Source organism: Hyphomonas sp. KY3 (genome assembly GCF_017309975.1).
Lineage (GTDB): Bacteria > Pseudomonadota > Alphaproteobacteria > Caulobacterales > Hyphomonadaceae > Hyphomonas.
Window position 1 is genome coordinate 219,696 of the sequence record NZ_CP022271.1, and the last position, 12,304, is coordinate 231,999.

A 12,304-nucleotide genomic window follows, 5' to 3' on the forward strand; every position below is an offset into this window, starting at 1 on the left:
GATGGAAACCGGAGACGCCTTCAGTGAAGACGCGCTCGAAGCGGGCCGCGTCCTGTTCGCCGGGTCGGTCGTGTTTGTCAAAGGCGTGGTGGACCTGAAGGGCCTGCCCACAGCGGATCGTCCGGAAGTCTGCTTTGCGGGGCGGTCCAATGTCGGCAAGTCATCGCTCATCAACGCGCTGACCAATCGCGCCAAGCTGGCGCGGTCTTCTGCGGAACCCGGCCGCACGCGCGAGATCAATTATTTTGACCTCGGCGAAGGCCGCATGTTCCTCGTCGATCTGCCGGGCTTTGGCTATGCCAAGGTCAGCCGGACACAGGCCGAGGGCTGGATGCGGCTGACACGCTCCTATCTTCGGGGCCGTCCGTCGTTGCGCCGGGTGTTCCTGTTGGTCGATTCTCGCCGGGGCCTGATGGATACTGACGAGGAGGTTATGACCATGCTCGACAAGTCGGCGGTCACCTATCAGATCGTCCTGACCAAGGTCGACAAGATGCAGAAGTCCGAAGTCGAAAAGCTCGTTGAAGAGATCGCCGGCAAGCTGAAAAAACGCGGCGCGGCGCATCCAGTTGTTCGCCAGACTTCGTCTGAGAAGGGGTGGGGCATCCCCGAACTTCGCGCCGAAATCGCCGGACTGGAATAGCGCCACGAATTGAGATTACATGTGCGCCGGAGAGTAATCTGGAGCCGTGCATTCATGCCAATCGAAATCAAAGTTGATGACGTGACCAGCCCTGCCATGCTGGCCCTTCTCCAGACGCACGCGAATTTGATGTTGGCATTATCCCCTCCGGGCAGTTGCCACTTCCTGCCTGCGGAAGGATTGCGGGCACCGGACGTGACAGTCTGGTCAATGTGGGACGAGGAAGTTCTCGTTGGGTGCGGGGCACTGAAGGAGTTGCCAGGCGGTGTGGGCGAAGTGAAATCCATGCATACGCGTTCGGACCTGCGCGGGCAGGGGCATGGCCGCCGCATGCTGGAACACATCATGGCCGAAGCAGAGCAGCGCAACTATTCGGCGCTGTATCTGGAAACCGGGTCCATGGTCGGATTCCTGCCAGCACGGCGCATCTATGAGGCGTATGGCTTTGTCTATTGTTCGCCATTTGGTGACTACACGCTTGATCCGAACAGCGTGTACATGCATCGGGCCCTCTAGAATTCGAGTTTGTCACGGCGGCGATCCGCGCTAAAGGGGCCCGCATGACAGACCAGATCTCCGCTGCGCAATTCACCGCCCAGACGCTCTCAGAAGCGCTGCCCTATATCCAGCGCTATGCTGGCAAGACAATTGTCGTGAAGTATGGCGGTCACGCCATGGTGGACGAGCGCCTGTCGGCAATCTTTGCGCGCGACGTGGTTTTGCTGAAAACACTGGGAATTCATCCCGTCATCGTGCATGGCGGCGGGCCTCAGATTGGCAAATTGCTGGACCGGCTGGGCATCGTGTCCGAATTCAAGGGCGGCCTGCGGGTAACCGACGAAGCGACGATGGAAGTGGTCGAGATGGTCCTGTCGGGGCCTATCAACAAATCCATTGTGCGGGCGATCAATCAGGCGGGCGGCAAGGCCGTTGGCCTGTCCGGGTCGGACGGCAATCTGATCCAGGCCGAGAAGGCCAAGAAAACCGAACGCGATCCGGACAGCCATATCGAACAGGTTCTGGACCTTGGATTTGTGGGTGAGCCGACTGCAGTGGATACAAGCGTGATCGATGCGCTCCTGAAGTCCGACTCCCAGTTGATTCCGGTGGTTGCCCCGGTCGGAGTCGGCAAGGATGGCCATCGTTACAATGTGAATGCAGACACATCTGCCGGCGCGCTGGCCTCGGCACTGGGCGCCAGCCGCCTGTTCCTGCTGACAGATGTCGCTGGCGTGCTCGACAAGCAGAAGAATTTAATGCGCGAGATTGCCGTGGATGCCATTCCTGACCTGATCGCGGACGGCACAGCTGCAGGTGGCATGATACCGAAGCTTGAAACTGCGGCCCAATCCGTAAAACATGGGGTCGGGGCGGCAGTGATCCTCGATGGGCGTGCCCCGCACGCCCTGCTCATGGAGCTATTTACCGAACATGGCGCAGGTACGCTCATTTCTTAAAGGTCTTGCTTTTGTTGCAGCAGCGGCGGGTTTGCCCGCAATAGCGCACGCACAGGGGACAGGCGATGGCTGGAAACTGTGTAACGAGACCAGCTTTATCATCGAAACAGCGGTTGGCCGCCCTGTAGGCGGCTCCGTCAATGTGGATGGCTGGACCAAATTGCAGCCAGGCTCCTGTCAGGTCGCCGTGCGGGCGCCGCTCGATCCGAAAATCCATTATGTCTATGGGCGTACATCGACTGCCCATCGGGGTGGCCTGAGAGAGTGGGGCGGCGAGCGCGAACTCTGCGTGGACCCCACCGGTGGTTTCTCGTTGGAAAGCCCGCCCAATTGCAATGCAATGGGTCTGGAAGCGCGAGGTTTCCGGGCGGTCGACATTTCCAGCCGCTCCCGCTGGACGACAACTTTCACCGAAATCGAAAATTATGACCGCGCGACCGCGCAGGCAGCCGGGATTCAGCGCCTGCTGGAAGAGGCGGGCGTATTGTCAGGCGCGATTGATGGCCGGATCGGATACAAGACCCGCACCGCGATCGGAAAATTCCTGGAAGAGAACAATCTGCCTGACTCGACGTCGGATTCAGATCTCATCGACTTCCTGGAGCAGGTGGCGAAGGAGAATGGCCGCAATGTCGGGTTTACCCTGTGCAACCGCACCGACAAACGGATCTGGAGCGCCATCGGACGCCGCGGCACCGAGGGCTGGGAGAGCCGCGGCTGGTGGATGCTCGAGGCGGGAGGTTGCGCGCGAGTGATCGACAAGGCCCTTCGCGGCACTGAGCACTATGTCTTTGGCGAGATGGAAGATGGGACGCGCATCCGAACGCTGGCAAAGGCATCGGATCCGTTCTGTGTGGGCCGGGCAAAGTTTGCGATCGTTGGCCGGGACGACTGCGAAGCGTCCGCCTATCGCACCGCGCTGTTCGCTGCCGCACCGGAGCCAGTTGACCAGCGTCTCGTGTTTGAGTTCTTCGAGCGGGACTTCGCCAAGGCCGGTAGTCAATGACCTCTCCAAAGGCGGGTGTACACCTCGCACCGTTCGGCAATTTCGGCCATGTTACGGATTGGGTGTTCGACCTCGACAATACGCTCTATCCAGCGGAGTGCGACCTGTTCGCCGAGATCGACACGCGCATGACGGATTTCGTCTCGCGCCTGCTGGAATTGCCGCCGCTGGAGGCGCGCAAGGTGCAGAAACATTATTATGCAACCTATGGGACGACGCTGTCCGGCCTGATGAAGGTGCACAAGATCGATCCTGCCGATTTTCTGCATCATGTGCATGACATAGACTTGTCGCCACTGCCGGACTTGCCGGTTTTGCGCCAGGCAATCAGCGCGCTGCCGGGCCGGAAATTCGTTTACACGAATGGCTCGCGTCGCCATGCCGAGCGGGTTGTTGGCAAGATGGGGCTGGAAGACCTGTTCCACGGGAGCTTCGGTATCGAGGACGCTGAGTACACTCCCAAGCCGAACCAGAGCTCCTATGACCGGTTTTGTGCGCTGCATGATGTGGCACCGCGCAAGGCAATCTTCTTCGAGGATCTCGCGCGCAATCTCCTTCCAGCCAAGGATATGGGCTTCACGACGGTTCTGGTGCACTCCGAAAAGGATTGGAGCCACGAGCCGATTGAGGCGCGTCCTGCCAATCTGGACGATCTGTTGGGGGATGACGGGCCTGACCACATAGACTATGTGACGGGCGACCTTGCTGCCTTCCTTGAGGCGGCAATTGAAACACTCGACTAAGACCTGCCCCCGGAGAGACAGATGACACAAGCCCTGGCCAATGCGATTGAACAGGCGTGGGAAAGCCGCGACACCCTGAACACACAGACACGGGGTGAGGTGCGCGAAGCCGTCGAGGCGGCCATTGACCTGCTCGACTCCGGTGAGGCCCGCGTGGCCAGCCCAAATGGCGACGGCAACTGGACTGTCCATCAATGGCTGAAAAAGGCTGTTCTGCTGTCCTTCCGCTTGAATGCCAATGGCATGATTTCCGGCGTGCCCGGCGGCGGCAACTGGTGGGACAAGGTTCCATCGAAATTTCAGGGCTGGGGCTCATCCGAATTCGAGGCCGCGGGCTTTCGTGCGGTGCCCCCGGCCGCTGTGCGCCGCGGCGCCTTCATTGCGAGGAATGCGGTCCTGATGCCGTCCTATGTGAACATCGGCGCCTATGTCGGCGAAGGCACAATGATCGACACCTGGGCCTCCGTCGGCTCGTGCGCGCAGGTCGGCAAGAATTGCCATATCTCGGCCGGCACCGGCATTGGCGGCGTTCTTGAGCCCTTGCAGGCGAACCCGACCATCATCGAAGACAATTGCTTCATCGGCGCGCGGTCCGAAGTGGTCGAGGGTGTGGTCGTCGGAGAAGGCTCGGTGATTGCCATGGGCGTCTTCATCACCCAGTCCACCAAGATCGTGGATCGCCACAGCGGCGAGATCACCTATGGCAAGGTGCCGCCTTATTCCGTCGTCGTGCCGGGCACGCTGCCCGACAAGAATGGCGGCCCGAGCCTCGCCTGCGCCGTCATCGTCAAGACCGTCGACGCCCAGACCCGCTCAAAGACCGGTGTCAACGAACTGCTGCGGGACTGATCTAATGCCAAGGGTCTGTCCTGTGCTGCCGTGGCGGCACGGTTTGACAGGTCGTTCGGTGCGCTTCCATCCTGCCTGAAATCAGGAAGAGGGGAGGGCTGAATGGCCAAGTCACTGAAACAGCACAAGCCGGTCGGCGAAGACTATCTCGCGACGGTGAGTCCGAAACTGCGGGTCGCACATGCATTCCCATTTCCGGCGTCCGCCGTCTGGGCCGCCTTGCTGGACGCAGAGGCATGGACGGAATGGCTGCCGATTACGAACGTGGTCTGGACGAGCCCGGAGCCGTTCGGGGTCGGGACCACGCGCACCGTCGAGATCGGGGACCAGAAAGTCGAGGAAACCTTCTTTGCCTGGGAAGAGGGCAAGCGGATGGCTTTCCGGTTTGAAAAGTCGACGCTGCCGGTCTCGGCCGCGGTTGAGGACTATGTCGTCGTTGAAACGCCGGAAGGCTGCGAGCTGCGCTGGGCGGGCAAGGCCAGTGCGCCGCTGATCCTGGGCGGAATTGTCTCCAAACAGCTTGCCAAGGGCCTGAAAGACGGCATGCCGAAACTCGAAGCCCTGATCCGGGACAAACCGGGCCGGTTCGGACTCTAGCCCGATTCCTTCTTGAGGATCAGCCAGCGATATATGCCGATGAAGTTGATCACGGTCAGGACAATGTTCTGGTACATGAGCGGGGCCTCGTCATCCGAGAGGCCGATCACAACCCAGCATGTGGAAGAGACCGCAAACACGATAAAGGCGAAGCCGGTAATGCGCCGCCCAAGATCGGCCGACACCATGATGGCCGCGACAATGCCGGTGCCCATCGCGATCCATTCCAAACTCTCCGACATCAAGGCCCGCTTTCTGTTGTGATCATGCTCAGTGATCACAACAATGCCGGGCGAGCCGGGCAGTTCCGAAGCCTAGTCGAACACGACCACCTGCCGCGCGACCGTGCTCTTGTTGTCCTTGAGGTTCTGGAGGGCGCCGGTGATCCCCTCAAGACCGATCCGGTCAGAGACAAGATCATCAAGGTGCAGCTTGCCCTGTCTGTACAGTTCGATCAGGCGCGGGAAATCCACCCGGAACCGGTTAGACCCCATGATCGCCCCCTGCAGGCGTTTTTCTGTTGCAAGCAATTCAATGCCGGGGATCTCGATGTTAACGCCGGGCGAAATCATGCCGATCACGGTTGCCACGCCGCGTGGTCGCAGCATGTGGTAGGCCTGTTCAGCCGTCTGTTTCAGGCCGACGCATTCGAAGGAGTAGTGGACGCCGCCCTTGGTGAGTTCCTTGACGGCCTCGATCGCATTGACCTTGCCTGGATTGACGGTGTCGGTCGCGCCGAAACGGACAGCCATCTGGAGTTTCTCGTCTGACAGGTCTACCGCGATGATACGGCTGGCGCCTGCGATGGCTGCGCCATTGATCGCGGCAAGCCCGACGCCGCCACAGCCGAGGACGGCAACCGTGGAACCCGGCTCGACCTTGGCGGAATGAAAGACTGACCCGACACCGGTAATGACGCCGCACCCGATCAGGCAGGCCTTGTCCATTGGCATATCCTTGTCGACTGCGCATAGCGCGTTCTCATGGACGAGGATCTGTTCGGCGAAGGAAGAGAGGTTCAGGAACTGGCCGACCTTTTCACCCTTGATGGAGAGGCGGGGGGCTTCTGTGGGCTGGCGCTGGAAGTGTTCCTTGTTCACCGTATGGCAGACGGACATGTGGCCTGTCAGGCAGTACTCGCAGGTGCCGCAGAAGGGCGACAGGATCGAGATTACATGGTCGCCCGGCTTGACCGCTGAGACCATGGAGCCGACTTCTTCCACGATGCCGGCGCTTTCATGCCCGAGGATGACCGGCAATTCGGCGGGGAAGTTCCCGTCCCAGAAATGCACATCCGAATGGCAGACGCCGACCGCCTTCAGCCGGACCAGCACTTCGCGCGGTCCGGGCTTGGAAATCGTGACATCTTCAATGGATAGCGGCGCGTTGGGCGCGCGCATGACAGCAGCCTTCATGGGTCTTCCTCCTTTGGCCCGGTCTCCGCGCTCTTGCTGGCGCCGATGACCGGATTTCAAAAGAAGTCTCCCCCAGAACGCGTCGCCTGAACAGGCCCGACGCTACGGCAGGGGCCTATTCTGTTGGCGCGGCGACCAGTCCCGAAGCGCGGCCCATGACGTGGAAGATCTCGTTCTGCTCCATCACCCCGGAGACCAGTTCCGATCCGGGACCGGTTGCAAAGATGGCCACGTCATCCCCGCCATGCGTTTCGGACGGCATGAACACCAGCGACGGTTGCTGGAAATCCTTGTCCTCTGTGTCGATGTCGGAAAGGTCTTCGCGGACACAATCAGGCTCGCCATCGACCATCCGGCAGGCGGTCATGCCGCTGGCATAGGAGAGCGTTGTGTAGGGCTTGCCGTCCTGGGCATTCATCGGGGCGTTATCCAGCCCGCTGACGACCTTGCCGAGGATCGGATTGCCACGCTTGGGATAGCCGGAAATGGTCATCGTGTGGGAATGGTCCGCGGTCACGATGATCAGCGTCTCGTCCGCATTGGTCATCTCCAGGGCTGCCGCGACGGCCTGATCCAACTCATCGGTTTCCGACAGGGCCCGGGCGGCACTGACGCCGTGATGGCCATGATCGATCCGGCCGCCTTCGACGAGCAGCACGAAGCCGTCTTCATCCTGCGACAGGCGCGTGATGGCGGCCTTGGTCAGATCGACAAGCGAGGGTTCGCCTGCCGGGTCTTCGTCCCGGTCGAGCGCGAATTTCATGTGCGACGGCTCGAACAGGCCGAGTACTTTTGCACCCGAGGCGAAGTCGACCGCCTCAAAGCCAGCCTTATCGGTGACATAGACATGATCTTCGGATTTTGCGGTCCATTCGGCGGTCAGGTCGCGGCCATCGGTGCGGCTGCCGGTACGGTTTTCCGCTTCCGGGTCGGCTTCCTCCGAGGTGGTGAAATGCGCCCGGCCTCCGGCCAGCGCGACTTCAAACCCGTCGCCTTCCGGCCACTCGATGAACTGACGCGCAATGTCCTTGCAGTCGCCTGCCGCGCCGCCCTTCAGGCTGCTATCGTCTTCCCAGTCTCGGCTGGGCGTCTTGGCAAAGGCCGAGGCAGGGGTGGCATGGGTCAGCCGAGCGGTGGAAACGAGACCCGTGGCGAGGCCCGACCGTTCGGCCAGTTCAAAGATGGAATCGGTCGTATGCCCTTCAACACTCGCGCAATTCCCGAAGCTGGCTTCCTTCAGGATGCCGAGCGTGCGGGAATTGACTTTGGCGCCGGTCACCATCGCCGTCGCGGTGGAGGCGGAGTCGGAAACCTGAAAGTCGTGGCTGTAAGTCTTGGACAGGGCCATGTGTGGCAGCGTGTCCATGGTCAGCGTGTAGGATTCGCCGTCGAGCCCACGCTGTTGGCCAGCATAGATACGTGCTGCTGTTATGGTCGGTATGCTCATGCCATCGCCGACGAAGAGGATGACATTCTTGGCCGATTTTACACCGCGCTGCTGAATGCGTGTGTCTACGGCTTCAGCGGCAGATTGATAATAGGAATCACTTGCCTGGGTGGGTGTCGTGCCTTCGCGTAGCGGCGCCGATGAAGCTTCGCTTTGTGCCACGGCGGTATCAGACGGCGCTGAACAGCCCGCGACAGCAAGGACGGTGAATGAAGCAAGGGATAGAGCAGTGCGGCGCATGATTAGTCTCCGGAATATCAGGTCTGGGGCGGGCATAGACTGAGTTCGTGACACTATTGCTGCACTCAGTCGATTGGATCCACCTTGTGGCCGCGCTGGGCCAGCCAGACCGCGACAAGAATGAGCATGCCGCCGCCTGCCTGCAAGGTCGTGAGAGGTTCCTGAAAGAGATGCCACGAAATCGCGGCAGCCATGACGGGCTGGATCAGGATGATGACACCCGCGATGGAGGTTGGCGTGCTGCCAAGCCCGGTGATGATCAAACCCTGACCGACGACGTGGATCACGATCCCGAGGAACAGGGGCACGGCGAAACCCGACAATTTCTCCGGAAGGAAGTTTTCACCGAAAGCCATGACCATGATGGCTCCGACAATCACTTCCACAAGTGTCAGCCAGAACAAAGTCTCCAGACCGTTCAGTGTTCGCCGGGCGAGCTTCGAGCAGAGGAAATAGCCCGATACGCTGATCGCCGCGATGATCGCAATCCGATCCCCGACAAAACTGGCTCCCCCTTCGGCGGTACCGCCGAGTGACAGGGCCGATGCGCCGCCAATCGCCAGGATTACGGCGAAGAACCACATCGGCGCAGGGCGCTCCTTCAGGAACAGCCATGCGAGGAAGCCGACGCAGACGTTTCCGAGATTCACGATGAAGGTGGCATTGGACACACTGGTCAGGGTGAGGGACCAGTGCCAGAAGCCAATGTCCACAGCGAAACAGATCCCGGCCAGGATGACATATATGTTCGGTTTGCGCGGAGCGCGCCGCTCGACCAGCAAGACGAGCGCAGTCAGCACGGGCAGGGCAAATGTGTAGCGCCAGAAGGCAATGGCCTGCGGGCCGAGGTCGTCGAGACCCAAGCGCAAGCCAATCGGCGCAAATCCGATCGCAACCGCGCCGCCAACCAGCATAAGCACGCCGAGCCATTCCCGGCGTACCGGCGCTGTCATTTCTGTGGATGTCATTAAATGAGGCCCGTCATGGCGCGAATGTCTTCAGGCGTCTTGCCGTCTTCACGCCATGCGCGCAATCCCCGGTCCCCGGCGCGCTTGGACAATTTCTTGCCATCTGCCCCCAAAACGAGCGGATGAAACGTATAAAGAGGCTGTGGCCAGTCCATCAGCGCCTGCAGCAGGACATGTACCGATGTCATCTCCCGGATGTCTTCGCCGCGTATGACATGCGTGATCCCCTGCAAGGCATCGTCGTGGCAGCAGGCGAGGTGATAGCTTGTTGGCGTATCCTTGCGCGCCAGCACCACGTCGCCAAAGGGTGCGGGGTCAGCTTTCACCTTGTGCTGGCCGCACTTTGAGAAGACCGTATAGCTCAAGGCATCATATACAGGGCCGAGTTGGGCGCGGGCAGCCGAGAGGGATAGCCGCCACGCATAGGCGTGTCCCCGGTCCAGCAGTTCCCGCTCCTTGTCCGCAGGGAGCGACTTGCCAGTGAAGCCTGCCGTATCGGGACTGGCCCCGGCAGGCAGCGCGGCGGCAATTTCCCGACGGGTCTTGAAGCACCGATAAACCAGCCCGCGCGCCTTCAGGGAGTTGAGCGCGGACTCATATTCAGCGAAGTGGTCCGACTGGCGTCGCACGGGGCCATCCCAGTCCAGTCCGAGCCATTCAAGATCGGCGAGAATGGAGGTTTCGTACTCCGGACGGCATCGGGTCTGGTCAATGTCTTCAATCCGCAACAGCACCTTTCCATCATGGGCGCGGGCAGTGTCCCAGACATGGAAAGCCGAGAGCGCGTGACCGAGATGCAAATGCCCGGTGGGGGACGGTGCGAACCGCGTGACAAATTCCCCGGCACCCATGCGACCCCCTGAATCAGCTTGTCTCTCAGGCAATCTAACCATCCCCCGCACAGGCTGAACAGCGTTTAGCTGTTGCAAGCACAGGGCAGGAACCGTATCGCACAGACATACAGGAGGTCATCTCGAATGCCTGTGGATACTTGGTTCACAACAGCCGAGCGCTGGTTCGAAACAAATGTGGTGGATGCGACAGAGCTCGCCACGTTTGGATTCGTGATGCTGTGTGTCCTGCTCGTTGCACTGGTCGTCCTGATGTTCAGCCTGCTGGGTTCGCTGTTGAAGACTTTGCGCAATGCGTCCGGGGCCCGGGCTGCGCGCAATGACAAGTCGCCCGGATACCGCGTGCTTGTCGCCCGCCCGGCTGGCAAAGGCTCGGGTCGCGCATGGAAATGGCTGCTCTCGGCGCTCAATTCCCACCTCTCCGAATTCAATTTCGGTGCGCCCCTGAAAGTGTTCCGCACGGGCACTATTCACGGCGGCATCGAAACGCGCGCGGTCCAGCGTGCCCGTCGGCGACTGGAAGTGGCAGATGCGGACATGCTGGTCTGGGCAGACAGGACGGGTCGGCGCGAAGATGGCTTTGTCATTCACGGCCTAAGCCGCGGTGGTGGCCTGACAGCCACGGAAGCGAAGCTGTTCACGCTGCCAATGCCCGGAAAGATGATCGACCTTGAGGGGCAGATGCCACGAGTGGCCGCTTACTTCCTTGCGCGGGAATTGCAGCCTGCGCTGGCCAATCCGCAATCCTTCCGGCCCGAAAAGATAAAGATCCTGTCTAATGCGCTGGCTGAAATCCTTGAGGACTCGCCTACGCTTCCGGTCGCTCTGCGCAGCCGTATCGAAGCCGATTTTTGCGCGTCTCTGGTGCACGTTGCCGAACAGTCTGGAGATATGGATGCGCTCGACCACGTGATCACGCTTCGGAGAATCCATCTCCAGGATATCAAGAGTGATGGCGACACATCGCGGGCCGTTCAGGCGCACATGGATCTCGGCCGGGCCCTGCTGGCGCGCGCGACAAACCAGTTCGATCGCAAGACCGTCGAGGAGGCGATCAGTCACCTCACCAAAGTGATTGAGGCCTTGCAGGCAGACCCGACCATAAAGCGCGCCCAAGCCGCTTCTGACGCCATGTACAAGGCGCAGAACCTGCTTGAGACACGCAAAAGGTTTGCCGTGAATTTCGGCGGCTAGCGCCAGCTTTCGCGATCAGGTCGACACACCCAGGCCGATTGGGCAGGACACGCCCGTGCCTCCAATCCCGCAATACCCGTTCGGGTTTTTTGCAAGGTATTGCTGATGGTATTCCTCGGCGAGATAAACCTTGTCCAGCGGCGCAAGCTCCGTTGTGATCTGGCTGGCATGACCGCTCTGGGCAAGCGACTTCTCATATACTGCGATCATCTCACGCGCAGTTTCGGCTTGTGCCTCGGATATCGTGTATATTGCCGAGCGGTATTGCGTGCCGATGTCATTTCCCTGACGCATTCCCTGGGTTGGGTCATGGCTTTCGAGGAACAGTTTCACCAGTGCGGCGAAGGTCACTTCGGCAGGGTTGAAAACCACTTCAACGATTTCCGTGTGCCCGGTCCCGCCTGAGCAGACTTCTTCATAGGTCGGGTTCGGGGTCGATCCGCCAGCATAACCTACCCGGGTCAGCCAAACGCCATCCTGCTGCCAGAATACACGCTCAGCGCCCCAGAAGCAGCCGAGGGCGAATACGGCCGTTTCGTATCCCGCCGGAACGGGGCCCTGCAGGTCACGGTCGAATACATAATGCGTGGTGGCGGTCGGGATCGGATCGGGGCGGCCGGGCAGGGCGCTCTCGGCATCCGGGATGGTCAGTTTTTTCTTCGAGAACAACATGAGGGGTCTCCCTTTCTGTGTCTCATATGGGTTTGTCTGCCGGGAACGGCAATCACAGTCTTGCGATCTTGCAGGCCTTCGGTTATTGGCTCCCCTCTGCTGAGTACGGTGAGGTGGCCGAGTGGTCGAAGGCGCACGCCTGGAAAGTGTGTAGGCTAGCAATAGTCTCCAGGGTTCGAATCCCTGTCTCACCGCCAGCATTTCCCAGGTCCAAACGATGCG

General features: G+C 60.5%; 14 protein-coding genes and 1 tRNA gene. 9 read left to right on the top strand and 6 right to left on the bottom strand.

What is annotated here, in order from left to right; translation table 11 throughout:
* Position 1: 1 nt before the first annotated feature.
* The 7 genes from yihA to CFA77_RS01185 all read left to right on the top strand — a co-directional run bounded on the left by yihA (position 2) and on the right by CFA77_RS01185 (position 5,295).
* A complete protein-coding gene (yihA, locus tag CFA77_RS01155; protein ID WP_206991898.1) occupies positions 2-643 on the top strand; it encodes a ribosome biogenesis GTP-binding protein YihA/YsxC in 642 nt (213 codons plus the stop codon).
* A gap of 54 nt (positions 644-697) precedes the next feature.
* The gene (locus tag CFA77_RS01160; RefSeq protein WP_198019835.1) at positions 698-1,159 is read left to right on the top strand and encodes a GNAT family N-acetyltransferase; all 462 of its coding nucleotides are present in this window, start codon (positions 698-700) and stop codon (positions 1,157-1,159) included.
* 44 nt (positions 1,160-1,203) lie between these two features.
* Positions 1,204-2,100 (top strand): acetylglutamate kinase, encoded by an 897-nt coding sequence (argB, locus tag CFA77_RS01165; protein ID WP_206991899.1) that lies wholly within the window; start codon positions 1,204-1,206, stop codon positions 2,098-2,100.
* On the top strand, positions 2,075-3,106 hold the full coding sequence (locus CFA77_RS01170) for a DUF1036 domain-containing protein (RefSeq protein WP_206991900.1): 1,032 nt from the start codon (positions 2,075-2,077) through the stop codon (positions 3,104-3,106). Before argB ends, CFA77_RS01170 begins: the two co-directional genes overlap by 26 nt.
* Positions 3,103-3,849, top strand: a complete 747-nt coding sequence (locus CFA77_RS01175; RefSeq protein ID WP_206991901.1) for a pyrimidine 5'-nucleotidase — start codon at positions 3,103-3,105, stop codon at positions 3,847-3,849. The genes CFA77_RS01170 and CFA77_RS01175 overlap by 4 nt, the downstream gene beginning before the upstream one ends.
* Before the next feature lie 21 nt (positions 3,850-3,870).
* Complete coding sequence (gene dapD, locus CFA77_RS01180; protein ID WP_206991902.1) at positions 3,871-4,698, top strand: 2,3,4,5-tetrahydropyridine-2,6-dicarboxylate N-succinyltransferase; 828 nt, start codon at positions 3,871-3,873, stop codon at positions 4,696-4,698.
* A gap of 102 nt (positions 4,699-4,800) precedes the next feature.
* Complete coding sequence (locus tag CFA77_RS01185) at positions 4,801-5,295, top strand: SRPBCC family protein (RefSeq protein ID WP_206991903.1); 495 nt, start codon at positions 4,801-4,803, stop codon at positions 5,293-5,295.
* On the opposite strand, the gene CFA77_RS01190 is transcribed toward CFA77_RS01185, so the two are convergent.
* From CFA77_RS01190 to gluQRS, 5 genes are all read right to left on the bottom strand, one after another.
* Entirely contained in the window at positions 5,292-5,537 is a 246-nt protein-coding gene (locus tag CFA77_RS01190) for a hypothetical protein (protein WP_206991904.1), read from the bottom strand. The genes CFA77_RS01185 and CFA77_RS01190 overlap by 4 nt on opposite strands.
* 72 nt (positions 5,538-5,609) lie before the next feature.
* Positions 5,610-6,710 carry a Zn-dependent alcohol dehydrogenase gene (locus tag CFA77_RS01195; RefSeq protein WP_206991905.1) on the bottom strand — a complete coding sequence of 367 codons (1,101 nt, stop codon included), beginning with the start codon at positions 6,708-6,710 and terminating at the stop codon, positions 5,610-5,612.
* Positions 6,711-6,825: 115 nt separating this feature from the next.
* The gene (locus tag CFA77_RS01200) at positions 6,826-8,397 is read right to left on the bottom strand and encodes an alkaline phosphatase (protein WP_206991906.1); all 1,572 of its coding nucleotides are present in this window, start codon (positions 8,395-8,397) and stop codon (positions 6,826-6,828) included.
* Between the two features lie 65 nt (positions 8,398-8,462).
* Positions 8,463-9,350 carry a DMT family transporter gene (locus CFA77_RS01205; RefSeq protein ID WP_206991907.1) on the bottom strand — a complete coding sequence of 296 codons (888 nt, stop codon included), beginning with the start codon at positions 9,348-9,350 and terminating at the stop codon, positions 8,463-8,465.
* Positions 9,351-9,364: 14 nt separating this feature from the next.
* A complete protein-coding gene (gene gluQRS, locus CFA77_RS01210; protein ID WP_206991908.1) occupies positions 9,365-10,216 on the bottom strand; it encodes a tRNA glutamyl-Q(34) synthetase GluQRS in 852 nt (283 codons plus the stop codon).
* A gap of 126 nt (positions 10,217-10,342) precedes the next feature.
* Here gluQRS and CFA77_RS01215 point away from each other — a divergent pair, with 126 nt between their 5' ends.
* Positions 10,343-11,410 carry a hypothetical protein gene (locus tag CFA77_RS01215; RefSeq protein WP_206991909.1) on the top strand — a complete coding sequence of 356 codons (1,068 nt, stop codon included), beginning with the start codon at positions 10,343-10,345 and terminating at the stop codon, positions 11,408-11,410.
* Positions 11,411-11,425: 15 nt separating this feature from the next.
* Here the strand turns inward: CFA77_RS01215 and msrA are convergent, their stop codons facing one another.
* The gene (msrA, locus tag CFA77_RS01220) at positions 11,426-12,082 is read right to left on the bottom strand and encodes a peptide-methionine (S)-S-oxide reductase MsrA (RefSeq protein ID WP_206991910.1); all 657 of its coding nucleotides are present in this window, start codon (positions 12,080-12,082) and stop codon (positions 11,426-11,428) included.
* 107 nt (positions 12,083-12,189) lie between these two features.
* Between msrA and CFA77_RS01225 the strand changes: the two genes are divergently transcribed.
* A tRNA-Ser gene (locus tag CFA77_RS01225) sits at positions 12,190-12,279 on the top strand.
* Positions 12,280-12,304: the final 25 nt, after the last annotated feature.